The following is a 16,643-nucleotide window of genomic DNA, read 5'->3' on the forward strand; positions in this document are numbered from 1 at the left end:
GGCGGCGAGCAGGAAGGTCTCGGCCTGGTCGTCGCGGTGCTGGGCCAGCCACAGGGTCTCACCGGGCGCCACGCGGCGGGCAAAGGCGGCGTAGCGCGTCTCCCGGGCTGCGCCCTCCAGCCCCTGCCCAGCGGTGAGATCCACCGCGACCCGCTCGACGAAGAGCGGCACGCCCAGGCGCGAACAGAGCCGGCGGCAGTGGCGCTCGAAGCCGTCGGCGGCGGCCTGCAGGCCGTGGTGAACATGGAGGGCGTGCAGCGGACGGGGGTGGCGCCGGCACGCCTCGGCGGCCAGCGCCAGCAGCAGCGAGGAGTCCAGCCCGCCGGAGAGCGCCACCCAGACACAACGCCCCGGCGGGGTCTGGGCCAGGGCGCGATCTATTGCGGATTGAAGGGACATTGAGAACCCTACAGCCTAGCTAAGCCGATTATTTGGTTCATCGCAGATCAGCGTGAAGCTGCCTTGTGGGAGCTCGGGTTCCCCGAGCGAATGGCGCCGAAGGTGCCCCAGTGGTGTTGCTTACGCTTGCGCCAGCCGCCGGGGAGTCCTTCGGCCTCCATTCGCCCGGCAGAGCCGGCCTCCCACCATAAAACCTGCCAAACATGTTCACGCTAAAGTGCGAAGAACCTTATTTTTTTAACGCCGTATTGGCGAGCGCAGTAGCCTCTAACCGATCAGGCAGGGGCGCCGTAGCTCATCAGGCGCTGATAGCGGCGCGCCAGCAGGGCATCGGTATCCATCGTCTCGAGGCGCTCGAGGCTCGCCAGCAGGGCGTCCTTGACCCGTTCCGCGGTGGTGACCGGCTGGCGGTGTGCACCGCCCAGGGGCTCCTCGATCAGGGTATCGACGAAGCCCAGCTCCCGGAGGCGCTCGGCGGTAATGCCCATGGCCTGGGCGGCGTCGGCGGCCTTCTCGGCGCTCTTCCACAGGATGGAGGCGCACCCCTCCGGGGAGATCACCGAGTAGGTGGAATACTGCAGCATGGTCAGCTCGTCGCAGACGCCGATGGCCAGCGCCCCGCCGGAACCGCCCTCGCCCACCACGGTGGAGATGATCGGCGTCTTCAGGCGCGACATCACCGCCAGGTTGTAGGCGATGGCCTCGGACTGGCCGCGCTCCTCGGCGTCGATGCCGGGATAGGCGCCCGGGGTGTCGATGAAGGTGAGCACCGGCATCCGGAAGCGCTCGGCCATCTCCATCAGCCGGCACGCCTTGCGGTAGCCCTCGGGGCGCGGCATGCCGAAGTTGCGGCGCACCTTCTCCTTCACTTCGCGGCCCTTCTGGTGGCCGATCACCATCACCGGCCGCCCCTCGAGGCGCGCGATGCCGCCGACGATGGCGGCGTCATCGGCGAAGTGGCGATCGCCGTGGAGCTCGTCGAAGTCGGTGAACACGTGTTCGAGGTAGTCCAGCGTGTAGGGGCGCTGGGGGTGTCGGGAGAGCTGCGAGACCTGCCAGGGGGTGAGGTCCTTGAAGATGGACTCGGTAAGCTTGCGGCTCTTCTCCTCGAGGCGCTCGATCTCGTCGCTGAGGTTGACCTGGCTGTCGTTGCCGACCAGGCGCAACTCCTCGATCTTGGCCTGGAGCTCGGCGATGGGCTGTTCGAAGTCGAGATAGTTGGGATTCATTGGCGGGAGGCCTTGTGGTGTTTCACCGCCCGGCGCGTGGCGGGCAGGCGGCGCGAAAAAATGAAGTGGCTGGCATTATCGCACCCTCAACGTAGCGCGCAAGGCGATGCCTCAGCGGTACTTCAGCCGCACCCCGTCCTGACCCTGCACCTCGCGCAGGCCGGTCAGCAGCTCGTCGCTGGGCGAGACCTTCCAGGCGGCGTCGAGCTCCAGCCAGCCGGCGGCCTCGGCGTTGCGGTAGCGCAGCCGCACCGGGAGGCCCTCGGCGTCCCGGTGAGGGTCCAGGCTTGCCCGCAGGGAGTCCACCAGCCGGCCGTTGATGGCCGCGCCGTCCAGGGAGAGCTCCACCGCCTGGCCGTAGCGGGTGCGCGCGGCCACCATGGGGGTGACCTCCTTGCCGCGCAGGCGCAGCCCGCCGGAATAGTCGTCGGAGGAGACCTCCCCCTCGACGATCAGCACCTGGTCCGCCTCGAGCTGACCGCGCAGCTGGTCATAGAGCTCGCCGAACAGCGACGCCTCGATGCGCCCGGTGCGGTCGTCCAGGGTCAGGAAGGCCATGGTGTCGCCGCGCTTGGACTTCATGGTGCGCACCCCCACCACCAGGCCGGCCACCCGCTGGGGCTCGCGCGACGGCTTGAGGTCGCTGATGCGCGTCGAGACGAAGCGCTCGAGCTCCTTCTCGTACTCGTCGATGGGGTGGCCGGTCAGGTAGAGCCCCAGGGTCTCCTTCTCGCCGGCCAGGCGCTCCTTGTCGCTCCACTCGCGCACCCGGCGATACTCGGCGTAGACGTCGCCGCCCGCCTCACTGTCATCGGCGAAGGCCTCGCCGAACATGTCCATCATGCCCAGGCTCTGGTTGGCCTGGGTCTGGGCGGCGGCCTTGAGGGCGTCGTCCAGGGCGGCGGCGAGCACGGCGCGGTTGGGCCCCAGGCTGTCCAGGGCGCCGGAGCGGATCAGCGCCTCCAGGGTGCGCTTGTTCATTCGCTTGGGGTCGACGCGACGGCAGAAGTCGAAGAGGTCCTGGAAGGGGCCCTCGGCCTCCCGCCCCTCGACGATGGCGCCGATGGGCCCCTCCCCCACGCCGCGAATGGCGCCCAGGCCATAGACCACCCGGGCCTGGTCATCCACGGTGAACTTGTAGCCGCCCACGTTGACGTCCGGCGGGGTCACGGTGAGGCCGAGGTTGCGACACTCCTCGATCAGCGGCACCACCTTGTCGAGGTTGTCCATCTCGGTGGAGATCACCGCCGCCATGAAGGGGCCGGGATAGTGCGCCTTCAGCCAGGCGGTTTGGTACGAGACCAGCGCATAGGCCGCCGAGTGGGACTTGTTGAAGCCGTAGCCGGCGAATTTCTCCACCAGGTCGAAGATATTGCCCGCCAGGTCCTTGTCGATGCCATTGGCCGCGCAACCCTCCATGAAGCCCGTGCGCTGCTTGGCCATCTCCTCGGGCTTCTTCTTGCCCATGGCGCGACGCAGCATGTCGGCCTGGCCCAGGGTGTAGCCCGCCATCACCTGGGCGATCTGCATCACCTGCTCCTGGTAGAGGATGATGCCGTAGGTGGGCTCGAGCACCGGCTTGAGCAGCTCGTGCTGGTAGTCCGGGTGGGGATAGGCGAGCTCGGCGCGACCATGCTTGCGGTTGATGAAGTCGTCCACCATGCCCGACTGCAGGGGGCCCGGGCGGAACAGGGCGACCAGCGCGATCATGTCGTCCAGGGAGTCGGGCAAGAGGCGCTTGATCAGCTCCTTCATGCCGCGGGATTCCAGCTGGAACACCGCCGTGGTCTCGGCGCGCTTGAGCATCTCGAAGGTGGGGCCGTCATCCAGCGGGATGCTGTCGATATCCAGCGGCCCCTGGTCCTGCACGGCGCGCACCTTGTCGACCATCTCCAGGGCCCAGTCGATGATGGTCAGGGTGCGCAGGCCGAGGAAGTCGAACTTGACCAGGCCGGCGTCCTCGATGTCGTTCTTGTCGAACTGCACCACCAGGCCCGAGCCGTCCTCGTCGCAGAGCAGCGGCGAGAAGTCGGTGAGCTTGGTGGGGGCGATCACCACGCCGCCGGCGTGCTTGCCGGTGCCGCGGGTGATGCCCTCGAGCTTGAGGGCCATCTCCCAGATCTCGGCGGCCTCGTCGTCGGCCTCGACGAACTCCTTGAGGGCCGGCTCCGCCTCGATCGCCTTGGCCAGCGTCATGCCCACCTCGAAGGGGATCAGCTTGGAGAGCTTGTCGCCCAGGGAATAGGGGCGCCCCTGGGCGCGGGCCACGTCGCGCACCACTGCCTTGGCGGCCATGGTGCCGAAGGTGACGATCTGCGAGACGGCGTTGCGCCCGTAGCGGTCGGCCACGTAGTCGATGACCCGGTCGCGTTTCTCCATGCAGAAATCGACATCGAAGTCGGGCATCGAGACCCGCTCGGGGTTGAGGAAGCGCTCGAAGAGCAGGTCGTAGCCGATGGGGTCGAGGTCGGTGATCTTCTGGGCGTAGGCCACCAGGGAGCCGGCGCCGGAGCCGCGCCCGGGGCCCACCGGGACGTCGTTGTCCTTGGCCCACTGGATGAAGTCCATCACGATCAGGAAGTAGCCGGGGAAGCCCATCTGGATGATGATGTCGAGCTCGAAATCGAGCCGCTGCCGATAGCGCTGGTCGATCTCGGCGTACTCGGCTCCGTCGCGGGGATAGCGTTCGGCGGGAAAGAGGAAGTCGAGGCGCTCGGTGAGGCCATCGTGGGAGACCTTGCGGAAGAACTCGTCCTGGGTCATCCCTTCGGGGATCCCGAACTCGGGCAGGAAGATCTCGCCCAGGCGCACCTCCACGCTGCAGCGGGCGGCGATCATCACGCTGTTCGTGAGTGCCTCGGGCACGTCGGCGAACAGCTCGGCCATCTCCTCGGGGCTCTTGAGGTACTGCTCCTCGGTGTACTGGCGCTCGCGGCGCGGGTCGTCCAGGGCCTTGCCCTCGCCGATCGCCACCCGGGTCTCGTGGGCCCAGAAGTCCGCCTTGTCGAGGAAGCGCACGTCGTTGGTGGCCACCACCGGGGTCCCGCTCTCCAGGGCCAGGGCCACCGAGAGGTGCAGGCACTCCTCCTCCAGGGGACGGCCGGTGCGGGTCAGTTCCAGGTAGAAGCGCCCGGGGAAGGCGGCGTTCCATTCGCCCAGCAGCTCGCGGGCCTCGGCGCCGTGGTCGCTCAGCAGGTGGCGACCGATCTCGCCGTCGCGTCCGCCGGAGAGCGCGATCAGCCCCTCGCTCTGGGCCAGCACCCAGTCGCGCTTCAACTCGGCGCGGCCCAGCCGCTGCCCCTCCGTCCACCCCCGGGAGATCAGCTCGGTGAGGTTGCGATAGCCCAGGTCGTTCATGGCCAGCAGAGTGAGCCGGTAGGGATGCTCCTCGTCGTGGGGGTTGGCGAGCCACAGGTCGGCGCCGATGATCGGCTTGAGCCCGGCACCCTGGGTGGCCTTGTAGAACTTCACCAGGCCGAAGAGGTTGGCCTCGTCGGTGACGGCCACGGCCGGCATGCCCTGCCCCGCCGCCGCCTTGACGAGCGGCTTGAGGCGCACCAGGCCGTCGACCAGGGAGTATTCGGTGTGGACGCGGAGATGAACGAAGGGCGTGGTCATAGGGGGCTCGGGGCTTGGCGGTGAATGGTCATTGCAGGAAGCGCGAGGCTATCCCGGCAGTATCGCTCGGAGCTGACCCGGCGACAGGCCTGCGGGGAGGCGCTGTGAATACCTCCTTGTACGCTACCGATTCCTTCCCTGGAATCGGACCTCCCCTTCGGCCTATCCCCGGCGCTCCTCGTTATCGATGGCGACTCGATGGCCTAGAACAGCGCCAGCTGGCGCTTGACCGGGGCGAAGGAGCGGCGGTGCTCCGGCAGCGCGCCGAGGCGCGCCAGGGCGGCCAGGTGCTCGCGGGTCGGGTAGCCCTTGTGGCGGGCGAAGCCGTAGTCGGGATGCCGCGCATCGAGCTCGACCATCTGGGCGTCCCGGGCCACCTTGGCGAGGATCGAGGCGGCGGCGATGGCCGGGTGGCGCGCATCGCCCTTGACCACCGCCTGCCCCGGCAGATGATGCCCGGGCAGGCGATTGCCGTCCACCAGCAGGTACGCCGCCGCCGGGGCCAGGGCATCGATGGCCCGGCGCATGGCCAGGTGGGTGGCGTGGTAGATATTGAGCGCGTCCACCTCGGCCGCCGAGGCCTCCGCCACGGCGAAGGCCAGGGCCCGCTCGCGGATCTCGCGATCGAGCACCTCGCGCCGCCGGGCAGAGAGCGCCTTGGAGTCGGTCAGCCCCTCGATGGGCCGCGCCGGGTCCAGGATCACCGCGGCGGCGACCACCGGCCCCACCAGGGGGCCGCGGCCCACCTCGTCGACGCCGGCCAGGCGCTCGCCGGTGTAGTCAACCACCAGCGGCGGCAGCTCGCGCTGGGCCCCCGGTCGGGTCACGAGGCCATCTCCCCGCCCCGCTCGGGCGCCACGCTCGCCGGCAGCGGCCGGCCGGCCACCAGCGCCTCGATGGCCTCCGCCGCCCGGCGGCTGGCGTCGCGCTGCAGGCCTTCATGCATCTCGGCGAAGCGCGCCTCCAGGGCGGCACGCCCCTCGGCATCGTCGAGCAGCTCGCCGAGTCGGGCGACGATCGCCTCGGGGCTCGCCGCCTCCTGGATCAGCTCCGGCACCAGGGTCTCCCGGGCGATCAGGTTGGGCAGGGAGATCCATTCGGTCTTGACCAGTCGACTGGCCAGGGCATGGGTCAGAGGCGCCATGCGATAGGCCACCAGCATGGGGCGGTGGCAGAGCATCGCCTCCAGGGCCGCGGTGCCCGAGGCGAGCAGCACCAGGTCACTGGCCACCATGGCCTCCCGGGCCTGGCCGTCCAGCAGGGTCAGCCGCTCGGCAAGCCCCGGGTAGCCGGCCAGCAGCGCCGAGAGCTCCTCGCGCCGCTGCGGTGTGGCCGCCGGTACCAGGACCCGCAGGTCCGGCCGGGCGGCGCACAGCCGCGAGGCCGCCTCGAGGAAGGTCGCGCCGAGAAAGCGGATCTCGTTGGCCCGGGAGCCGGGCAGCAGCGCCAGCACCTCGCCCGCCCCCGGCAGGCCCAGCGCGGCGCGGGTGGCCGCCCGATCGTTCTCGAGCGGCAGCTCGTCGGCCAACGGATGACCGACGAAGGCCACCGGCACCCGGTGGCGGGCGTAGAAGGCCGCCTCGAAGGGCAGGAAGGTGAGCATGGCGTCGACGGATCGGGCGATGCCCTTGACCCGCCCCTGGCGCCAGGCCCAGACGGTGGGGCTGACGTAGTGGGCGGTGGTGAGCCCCGCCTCGCGCAGCTGCCGCTCCAGGCCCAGGTTGAAGTCGGGGGCGTCGATGCCGACCATGATATCGGGCCGCCAGGCCAGGGCGTCGGCCTTCAGGGCGCGGCGCACCCGGATCAGCTCAGGCAGGTGCCGTAGCACTTCCACCAGGCCCATCACCGAGAGGGTCTCCAGGGGGAAGCGGCTGTCGATGCCCGCCGCGATCATGCGCGGGCCGCCGATGCCGCGGAACTCGACCTCGGGATGGCGCGCCTTGAGGGCGCGCATCAGGCCGGCGCCGAGGATGTCGCCGGAGAGCTCGCCGGCCACCAGGTAGACGCGCCTCACCGCACGTCCCCCAACGCCTGGCGCGAGGCGCCTCTCGAGGGCTGCCGCCACGGCTCGCTCATCCACGGGCATGGCTAGCGGATGATACCGCGGGTGGAGCGCTCGATGGAGGCGGCGAAGGCCTCGGTCTCGGCCAGCTGGAAGCGGGCGCGGATCTCGGCCAGGGCCTGAGACACGGTGAGCCCCTGGCGATAGACCAGCTTGTAGGCCTCGCCCAACGCCTTGAGCGCCTCCGGGGTGAAGCCGCGGCGCTTGAGCCCCACCAGGTTGAGGCCATGGGGCTGCGCCGGGTTGCCGTTGATCAACACGTAGGCCGGGGTGTCCTTGGTGATGATGGAGCCACCGCCGGCCATGGCGTGGTCGCCGAAGTGACAGAACTGGTGGATCGCCGAGAGGCCGCCGAGGATCACGAAGTCCCCCAGCTTGACGTGGCCGGCGAGCGTCACCTGGTTGGCGAGGATGCAGTCGCTGCCGATCACGCAGTCGTGACCCACGTGGACATAGGCCATGAAGAGATTGCGCGAGCCGATGGTGGTCTCGCCGCGGTCCTGGGCGGTGCCGCGATGCAGGGTCACCCCTTCGCGGATCACGTTGTCGTCGCCCATCACCAGGCGGGTGGGCTCGCCGGCGTACTTCTTGTCCTGGCAATCCTCGCCCACGGAGGCGAACTGGAAAATGCGCGTGCGCGCCCCCAGGGTCGTGGGCCCCTTGATGACCACATGGGGGCCAATCCGGCTACCGGGGCCGATCGCCACATCGGGGCCGATCACCGTAAAGGGGCCCACCTCGACGTCATCGGCGAGGCGCGCGGCGGGGTCGACAAGGGCGGTGGGATGGATCAAGCGACCTTCCTCTCGGCACAGATGATCTCGGCCTCGCAGGCCAGCTCGCCGTCGACCGTGGCCCGGCAGGCGAATTTCCAGATGCCGCGCTTCTCGCGGATTACATCGGCCCGCAGCTCGAGGCGATCGCCGGGCATCACCGGGCGCTTGAAGCGCACGTTGTCGCTGCCCACCAGGTAGTAGACATAGCCGTCGGCGGGCAGCTTGTTGACGGTCTTGAAGCCGAGAATGCCACACGCCTGGGCCAGCGCCTCGACCACCAGCACCCCGGGCATGATGGGGTGGTGGGGGAAGTGGCCATTGAAGAAGGGTTCGTTGATGCTGACGTTCTTGTAGCCGACGATGGACTCGCCGAGGTTCAGTTCGGTAACCCGATCCACCAGCAGGAAGGGATAGCGGTGGGGCAGGTAGTCTCGAATCTCGTTGATGTCCATTACCATCGTCACAACCTCTGGAGTGTCAGGAGGCCCGCCTTCCCGGCGGGCACGGCCGGCAGCGCAGGCCGCCGGTCAGGCCCGGGGTTATAGCGCCCCGGTCGTCGCTCTCAGCCGTCGCGCCCCTTCTCGAGGCGCGACAGCCGTTTGGCAATGTCGTCGAGCTGCTTGAAGCGTACCGCGTTCTTGCGCCACTGGGCGTTCTTCATGGCCCCCGTCCCGGAGGAGTAGACCCCCGGCTCGAGGATCGAGTTGGTGACCAGGCTCATGCCGGTCACCTGCACGCCGTCACCGATCGTCAGGTGGCCTGACAGGCCGACACCACCGCCCAGCATGCAGTGGCGACCCACCTTCGTCGAGCCGGCGATGCCCACGCACCCGGCCAGGGCGCTGTGGTCGCCGATCTGCACGTTGTGGGCGATCTGCACCTGGCTGTCGATCTTGACGTCGTGGCCGATCAGTGTATCACCCAGGGCGCCGCGGTCGATGCTCGAGCAGCTGCCCACCTCCACGTCGTCGCCCAGCACGACGCCGCCGAGCTGGGCGATCTTGTGCCAGCGGGCCCCGTCGTGGGCGAAGCCGAAGCCGTCGCCGCCGATCACGCAGCCGCTGTGCAGGATGGCACGCTCACCGATCACCACGCCGTGGCAGACGGTGACGTTGGCATGCAGACGGGAGCCCGGGCCGATGGCGCTGTCGGCGCCGACCACCGAGCCGGGACCGATCACCACGTCATCACCCAGGCTCACCCCGGCTTCGATCACGGCATTGGGACCGATCTCGACCCGCTCGCCGAGCCTCGCGGAGGGGTCCACCACCGCCGAGGGATGCACCCCGCCAGGGGCGCGGCTGGCCAGCGGGTCGAAGAGACGCGACAGCGCCGCATAGCCCAGATAAGGGTTGTCCAGCTCCAGGCGGGCCACCGGGCAGGTCTGGCCATGCTGGGGGTGCAGCAACACCGCCGCCGCGCGGGTATCGGCCAGGTCCTTGAGGTAGGCACGGTTGGCCAGGAAGGCCAACTGGTCGGGGCCCGCCTCACGGAGGGTGGCCAGGCCGGTGACCCGCCGGTCGGCATCACCGACCAGCCTGGCGTCCAGGCGCGCAGCGAGCTCGGCGAGGGTGAAGGCTGCAGAGTGGCGTCGGGTCATAGGCAAGGGTCCGCGGGTGCCGGTTCAGAACAGGGAATTGAGGATCTGGGTCAGCTCGCCGGTCAGGTCGGGCAGGTCCTGGTTGGCATGCAGCACGCCCTGGGGCTCCACCAGCACATCGATACCGTGGCGGGCGATCACCTGTTCGACGGCCTGTTCCAGGCGGGATTCGGCCTGTTGCAGAAAGCGCTGCTCGGCCTCCTGCTGGGCCTGCATGATCTCGCCGGCCAGGCGGTTGAGCTCGGTCACCTTGCGATTGGCCTCCTGGCGCTCGCTGTCGGTGAGGCTGTCGGCGCGCTGCTGCAGGGCGTTGAGCTCCTGCTCCAGGCTGCGGGCCTGCTGCTGCTGGCTGCCCACGCGGCTCTCCAGCTCGCTCATGGAGCGCTGGGCGGCATCGGTCTGCATCAGGGCCCGGCGCCAGTCCAGCACGGCCACCTCGGCGGCCTGGGCGGGCAGGGTCATGGCGGCCAGCAGCACGAGACTCAGGGCGGCGGTCAATCTACGCATCTCTCACTCCTAGGAGGGCCGCCCATGCGGCCCGGCAGTGGTCTGTCGTGTCGGCCGGATCAGAAGGTCTGGCCCAGGGAGAACTGGAAGAACTGGGTGTCGTCACCGCTCTCGTCGTTGATCGGTTCGGCGATACTGAAGGTCAGCGGCCCCACCGGCGTCAGCCAGGAGAGGCCGACGCCCACGCTGTAACGCAGATCACCCAGGTCGACCCCGGAGCTGCAGTTGGAATCGCTGCCCTCGAAGACGTCGTAGCAGGAGCTCAGGAAGGTGTTGCCCGCGTCCAGGAACAGCGAGGTCTGCAGGGAGCGGCGATCCTCGATGAAGGGCAGCGGGAAGAGCAGCTCGGCGCTGCCCTGCACCAGCATGTTGCCGCCCAGGGTGCGGTCGCGGCCGCCCTCGGTCGGCGGGGTGGTGCGCGGGCCCAGGGTGTTGGCGGTGAAGCCACGCACCGAGCCCAGCCCCCCGGCGTAGAAGTTCTCGTAGAAAGGGTAGGGATCGTTGCCGATCACGTCGGCGTAGCCCAGCTCGCCGCTGAACTTCAGCGCCCAGTCGTGGTTGTCATCGAGCGGGAAGAGCTGGCGGGCCTGGGCGCGCAGCTGGTAGTACTCGGCGTCGCTGCCGGGCACCGCGGTCTCCAGCGACAGGCGCTGGTAGTTGCCGGCGGTAGGCATGATGCCGCGGTTGAGGTTGTTGCGGGTCCAGCTGGCGGTGAGCTTGAGGCTCTGGGCGTCGGCGCCCTGTTCCTCCACGTACTGCTGGATCTCCTGGGCGGTGTCGTTGTAGGTCTTGACCGTCAGGTCCTCCACCGCGGCGCCGAAGTTGAGCCGGGTGATCTCGTTGATCGGGTAGCCGAAGTTGATCCCCGCGCCGTAGGCGTCGGTGGAGTAGGTGGAGATGTCGGAGTCCTCGAAGTCGGTCTCGCGGTAGTAGAGGTTGTAGCCGCGGGAGATGCCGTCCAGGGTCCAGTAGGGGTCGGTGAAACCGAAGTTGATGCTGGTGAAGGTGTCGCTGCGCTGGGCGCCGAGATTCACCCGGTTGCCGGTGCCCAGGAAGTTGGTCTGGGAGAGGCCCAGGCCATAGATGACGCCGGCGCTCTGGGAGAAGCCGACGCTGGCCGAGATGGAGCCGGAGGGCTGCTCCTCGACGGTGTAGGTGACGTCGAGCTTGTCCGGCTCGCCGGCCACGGGGCGGGTCTCCACGTCCACCTGGCGGAAGAAGCCGAGGCGCTCCAGGCGCTGGCGCGACTGGCTGATCGACTGGGTCGAGGCGGGCGCCCCCTCCAGCTGGATCATCTCGCGGCGCAGCACCTCGTCCTGGGTGGTGGTGTTGCCGATGAACTCGATGCGCCGCACGTAGGCGCGGCGGCCGGCGTCGACCCGGAAGGCCAGGTCGACGGTCTCGCCGTCGGCGGAGACCTCGGGAATGCCGTCGACGCTGGCGAAGGCGAAGCCCTCGGCGCCCAGGCGGGCGCGCAGGGCCTCGGCGGAGGCGGTCACGTCGCTGCGCGAGAAGACCTGCCCGGATCTCACTTCCAGCAGGTCGCGGGCCTCGCGCTCGCTGATCTGCAGGTCACCCACGAAGCGGATATCGCCAAGGCGGTACTGCCTGCCCTCGACGACGTTGACGGTGATGAAGATCTGCGACTTGTCGGGGCTGATCGAGACCTGGGTCGACTCGACATTGAAGTTGACGTAGCCGCGATCGAGATAGTAGGAGCGCAGCCGCTCCAGGTCGCCGGCCAGCGCCTCGCGGGAGTACTCGTCACGGGAGAACCAGCCGAAGATTCGTCCGGGGCGGTCACGCAGCTCGAAGACGTCGAGCAGGGTGCCGTCGTCGAAGGCGCGGTTGCCGACAATATTGATCTGGCGGATGCGCGCCACGGCGCCCTCGTTGATCTCCACGTCGACCTGGACGCGACCCTCGTCGATCTCGCGCACGCTGGTCTCGATGGTGGCGCTGTAGCGCCCCTGGCCCTGGTAGACGCCCTCCAGCTCGCGCTCGATCTCCTCCAGGGTGGAGAGCTGCAGCACCTCGCCCTCGGCCAGGCCGGCCTGGCGCAGGCCCTGGCGCAGCTCCTCATCGCCGATCCGGCGGTTGCCGGTAATATTGAGACGGCCGATGGTCGGGCGCTCCACCACCTGGATGATCAGCACATCGCCGTCGCGGGCGAGGCGGATGTCCTCGAACAGGCCGGTGGCAAACAGGCTGCGTGTCGCCTCAGCCAGCTCCCGGTCGTCGACGCGATCGCGAGCGCTGACGGGAAAGGCATTGAAGACGGAGGCGGCGGAGACGCGCTGCAGGCCTTCCACACGAATGTCGGCAACGTCGAAGGGTTGTGCCTGGGCCGTCCCGGCCCCGATGAGCAGCAGCGCCGCCAGTCCGATGGTCTTGATTCTCATGCAGTCGATTCGCTCGCGTTGATCTGCCAAACCTGTCCAGACAGGCACCTTATACACTTGTGCGGCTCGCTGACAAGGCGGCTGCCCCCGCCAGGACACGGGGCTGATCCGGCGCCCCTTACCGAACCGCACTCAGCACAGCTCTGGTCGATAGGCGTCGCCTACCAGAGCCGCATCAGATCGAAATAGATCGCCATCAGCATCAGGGTGGCGACCATCGCCAGGCCGATGCGAAGCCCGACCGCCTGGGCCTGCTCGGAGACGGGGCGGCCGCGGACCACCTCGACGAAATAGTAGAGCAGGTGGCCGCCATCGAGCACCGGGATCGGCAGCAGGTTGAGCACCGCCAGGCTGATGGAGAGATAGGCCAGGAAGCTGACGAAGCTCTCCAGCCCCGCCCGGGCGGTATCGCCGGAGATCTGGGCGATGGTGATCGGCCCTGACAGATTCGACGGCGAGATCAGCCCCACCAGCATCTTGCGGATGGCGTCCACGGTCAGCAGGGTCATCTCGCCGGTGCGGGATACCGCCTGGCCCACCGCCGCCACCGGGCCGTAGCGGATCTCGCGGCGGTACTCCTCGGGCCACGCCACCGGGGCCACCCCGGCACCGATATAGCCGATGGTGACCCCCTCCTCCAGCTCGTTGCTACCGGGGGTGATGGCAAGGCTCAGGCGCTCGTCGTCCCGGGCCACCTCCAGCGTCAGCGCCTCGCCCGGGCTCGCCCGCACGATATCGACGAAGTGCATCCAGTTGTCCACCGGCGTGCCGTCCACCGCGAGGATCTCGTCACCGACCTGCAGACCGGCGGCGTCCGCCGCCTCGCCGGGCACCAGCTGGCCCAGCACCGCCGGGAAGGGGGGACGCCAGGGGGTCACGCCGAGGCTCGGCAGCGGCTGGGGCGGGTCCTGGCGCACCAGCCAGTTCTCCACCGGCAGGCGATACTCGCGGGGCTCGGCGGCGGCATCGGCGCGGGCGTCGACGCGGAGCTCGCCGCTCATGCCGATGGCCGCCACCAGCTTGAGGTTGATCTCGTCCCAGCCGCGCACCGCCTCGCCGCGCACGGCGACGATCTCCTGACCGGCGGTGAGCCCGCCGCGCTCCGCCGGGGAGCCCGGCTCGACGCTGCCGATCACCGGCGCCACCGTGGTGGTGCCGACCACGAACAGTGCCCAGTAGGCGACGATGGCGAGCAGGAAGTTGGCCAGGGGCCCCGCGGCGACGATGGCGATGCGCTGCCATACCGTCTTGCGATTGAAGGCCTGGTCGAGCTCGCCTTCGGGCACCGGGGCCTCACGCTCGTCGAGCATCTTGACATAGCCACCCAGCGGAATGGCGGCCACGGCGAACTCGGTGCCGTGGCGGTCATGGCGCGACCAGAGCGGCTTGCCGAAGCCCACCGAGAAGCGCAACACCTTGACGCCACAGCGTCTCGCCACCCAGAAGTGGCCGAACTCGTGGAAGGTGATCAACAGGCCCAGCACCACGATGACGGCCAGGATATTCTGGATAAGGCCCAATTCGGTCTCCTCCTGAAGTCGGGTCGGGAAGGCGACGCCTCAGCGGCGCGCCAGCCAGGCCGAGGCGGCCTGGCGAGCTCGGGCGTCGGCCTCGAGCACCGTCTCGAGATCGCGGACCGGGGACACCGGCTCGGCGTCGCGCACCCGGGCCACCAGCTCGGCGATGCCGGTGAAGCCGAGGCGCCCCTCGAGGAAGGCCGCCACCGCCACCTCGTTGGCGGCATTGAGCACCGCCGGTGCCGTGCCGCCGGCGGCCATGGCCTCCCGCGCCAGGCGCAGGCAGGGAAAGGCGATTTCGTCCGGCGCCTCGAAGTCGAGCCGCGCCACGGCGAAGAGATCCAGCGCCGCTACCCCTGCGTCGATACGCTCCGGCCAGGCCAGCCCGTAGGCGATGGGCGTGCGCATGTCCGGATTGCCCAGCTGGGCGATCACCGAGCCGTCACTGTAGGCGGCCATGGAGTGGATCACGCTCTGGGGGTGCACCACCACCTGCACCTGCTCAGGCCGCGCCTCGAACAGCCAGCAGGCCTCGATCAGCTCCAGCCCCTTGTTCATCAGGGTGGCGCTGTCCACCGAGATCTTGCGCCCCATGGACCAGTTGGGGTGGGCGCAGGCCTGGGCCGGCGTCACCTCGGCGAGCCGCTCGGGCGACCAGCCGCGGAAGGGGCCACCGGAGGCCGTCAGCAGAAGCTGGGTCACGCCGTGACGGGTCAGGCCGCCGCGGTGCTCCACGGGTAGACACTGGTAGATGGCATTGTGTTCGGAATCGATGGGCAGCAGGGTCGCCCCGGCACGCGCCACTGCCTCCATGAACAGGGCCCCGGACATCACCAGGGACTCCTTGTTGGCCAGCAGCACCCGCTTGCCGGCGCGCACCGCGGCCAGCGTCGGCAAGAGCCCCGCGGCGCCGACGATGGCCGACATCACCACGTCCACCTCGCCGACCTCGGCCACCGCCACCAGTGCGGCCGGGCCGCTCTCGACCTGGGTGGCCAGGCCGGCCTCGGCCAGGCGTGCCCGCAGCCAGCTGGCATCGGCCTCGTCGCCGAGCACCGCCACCGCGGGCCGGTGGACGAGGCAGAGCGCCAGGAGCGGCTCCCTGGAGCGGTGGGCGGTCAGCGCATGAACGCGGTAGCACTCGGGATGACGGGCGATCACGTCCAGGGTACTGGTGCCGATGGAGCCGGTGGCGCCCAGCACCGTGACCGCCTGCGGGCCTGCGCCTGCCAGTGCCGACACCCTAGAGCCCCCCGAGCATCAGCAGGGCGAAGAGCGGCAGGGCCGCGGTGAGACTGTCGATCCGGTCCAGCACGCCGCCATGGCCCGGCAGCAGCTGGCTGGAGTCCTTGATGCCGCGGTAGCGCTTGAGCATGCTCTCCAGCAGGTCGCCCAGCACCGAGACCAGGGTCACGATCAGCGTCGCCAGCAGCAGGGCCAGGCCGCTGCCGAGGCCGAGCCCCTGCCAGCCGGCGAAGAGCACGGCCAACGCGGCGGTGGCGGCCAGGCCACCGGCCACGCCCTCGCGGCTTTTGCCGGGGCTCACCCGGGGCGCCAGCTTGCGCCGTCCGTAGGCGCGACCGGCGAAATAGGCGCCGATATCGGCACACCACACCAGCAGCAGCACGAAGAGCAGCCAGGCGGCGCCGAGGTCGCGCAGCACGTTGAGCCCGACCCAGGCGGGCAGCAGCACCCAGAGCCCCATGGCCAGGCGCCGCGTGGGCGAGCCCCACTGGTCGACGCCCTCGGGGTAGCGGGTGACCCAGTAGAGGTTGACCAGCCAGCCGGCCACGCCCAGCCACAGCGGCCAGGCCATCAGGGCGGCGCCGCTGAGCCACAGCATCAGCATCGCCATGGCCAGCACGCCCACCAGCATCAGCCGGTTGTCACGCTGGCGGATGCCCGCCAGGTTGGTCCATTCCCAGCCGGCCAGCAGCACGATGGCCGCGGTGAAGAGAGCGAAGGGACCGCCCGAGAGGCCGAACAGGCCGGCCAGCATCAGCGGCGCCAGCCAGGCCGCGGTGATGATGCGCTGTCTAAGCACCTTGTTGCGCCTCGATCTGTTCGTCGGTCATGCCGAAACGCCGCTGGCGCCGCTGGAAGTCGGCCAGCGCCAGGTCGAGGGCCTCGGCGTCGAAGTCGGGCCACAGGCGTGGCGTGAAGTGGAGCTCGGCGTAGGCCAGCTCCCAGAGCACGAAGTTGGAGATGCGCTGCTCGCCGCTGGTGCGGATGCACAGGTCCACCGGCGGCACCCCGGCCAGGCTCAGCTGGCTGGCGAAGGCCGCCTCGTCGATCGATTCCGCGGCCAGCTCACCGGCGGCGACGCGCTCGGCCAGGCGACGCGCCGCCCGGGTCAGATCCCAGTGGCCGCCGTAGTTGGCGGCGATCACCAGGTGCAGGCGGGTGTTGTCGCGGGTCTTGGCCTCGGCCCGGGCGATATGCTTCTGGATCGAGTCCGAGAAGGCCGAGAGATCGCCGATCACCGAGAGCCGGATGCCGTTCTGGTGAAGCTTGCTCACCTCACGCTTGAGCG

General features: G+C 69.5%; 14 protein-coding genes. All 14 read right to left on the reverse strand.

The window, feature by feature from the left end; genetic code table 11:
* Positions 1-399: ATP-binding protein (locus J5F18_RS19320; RefSeq protein WP_346300134.1), on the reverse strand; the 399-nt coding region annotated here is incomplete at its 3' end.
* A 275-nt stretch (positions 400-674) separates the two neighbouring features.
* Complete coding sequence (gene accA / locus J5F18_RS19325; RefSeq protein WP_346300135.1) at positions 675-1,628, reverse strand: acetyl-CoA carboxylase carboxyl transferase subunit alpha; 954 nt, start codon at positions 1,626-1,628, stop codon at positions 675-677.
* 111 nt (positions 1,629-1,739) lie between these two features.
* A complete protein-coding gene (dnaE, locus tag J5F18_RS19330) occupies positions 1,740-5,246 on the reverse strand; it encodes a DNA polymerase III subunit alpha (protein WP_346300136.1) in 3,507 nt (1,168 codons plus the stop codon).
* A gap of 203 nt (positions 5,247-5,449) precedes the next feature.
* Entirely contained in the window at positions 5,450-6,073 is a 624-nt protein-coding gene (gene rnhB / locus J5F18_RS19335) for a ribonuclease HII (protein WP_346300137.1), read from the reverse strand.
* On the reverse strand, positions 6,070-7,260 hold the full coding sequence (gene lpxB, locus J5F18_RS19340) for a lipid-A-disaccharide synthase (RefSeq protein WP_346300138.1): 1,191 nt from the start codon (positions 7,258-7,260) through the stop codon (positions 6,070-6,072). Before lpxB ends, rnhB begins: the two co-directional genes overlap by 4 nt.
* Before the next feature lie 74 nt (positions 7,261-7,334).
* Complete coding sequence (gene lpxA, locus J5F18_RS19345; RefSeq protein ID WP_346300139.1) at positions 7,335-8,102, reverse strand: acyl-ACP--UDP-N-acetylglucosamine O-acyltransferase; 768 nt, start codon at positions 8,100-8,102, stop codon at positions 7,335-7,337.
* A complete protein-coding gene (gene fabZ / locus J5F18_RS19350; RefSeq protein ID WP_346300140.1) occupies positions 8,099-8,542 on the reverse strand; it encodes a 3-hydroxyacyl-ACP dehydratase FabZ in 444 nt (147 codons plus the stop codon). Before fabZ ends, lpxA begins: the two co-directional genes overlap by 4 nt.
* Positions 8,543-8,646: 104 nt before the next feature.
* Positions 8,647-9,684, reverse strand: a complete 1,038-nt coding sequence (gene lpxD, locus J5F18_RS19355; protein WP_346300141.1) for a UDP-3-O-(3-hydroxymyristoyl)glucosamine N-acyltransferase — start codon at positions 9,682-9,684, stop codon at positions 8,647-8,649.
* A 24-nt stretch (positions 9,685-9,708) separates the two neighbouring features.
* Positions 9,709-10,191: an OmpH family outer membrane protein gene (locus J5F18_RS19360; protein WP_346300142.1), complete on the reverse strand. Its 483-nt coding sequence runs from the start codon at positions 10,189-10,191 to the stop codon at positions 9,709-9,711.
* A 59-nt stretch (positions 10,192-10,250) separates the two neighbouring features.
* A complete protein-coding gene (gene bamA / locus J5F18_RS19365) occupies positions 10,251-12,593 on the reverse strand; it encodes an outer membrane protein assembly factor BamA (RefSeq protein ID WP_346300143.1) in 2,343 nt (780 codons plus the stop codon).
* A gap of 161 nt (positions 12,594-12,754) precedes the next feature.
* Entirely contained in the window at positions 12,755-14,113 is a 1,359-nt protein-coding gene (gene rseP, locus J5F18_RS19370) for an RIP metalloprotease RseP (protein ID WP_346300144.1), read from the reverse strand.
* Positions 14,114-14,152: 39 nt separating this feature from the next.
* Positions 14,153-15,343 (reverse strand): 1-deoxy-D-xylulose-5-phosphate reductoisomerase, encoded by a 1,191-nt coding sequence (ispC, locus tag J5F18_RS19375; protein ID WP_346302270.1) that lies wholly within the window; start codon positions 15,341-15,343, stop codon positions 14,153-14,155.
* A 10-nt stretch (positions 15,344-15,353) separates the two neighbouring features.
* Complete coding sequence (locus J5F18_RS19380; RefSeq protein ID WP_346300145.1) at positions 15,354-16,154, reverse strand: phosphatidate cytidylyltransferase; 801 nt, start codon at positions 16,152-16,154, stop codon at positions 15,354-15,356.
* The coding region (gene uppS / locus J5F18_RS19385) for a polyprenyl diphosphate synthase (RefSeq protein WP_346300146.1) at positions 16,147-16,643 on the reverse strand (497 nt) is incomplete at its 5' end. The genes uppS and J5F18_RS19380, both read right to left, overlap by 8 nt.

Source organism: Halomonas sp. BM-2019, assembly GCF_017584085.1.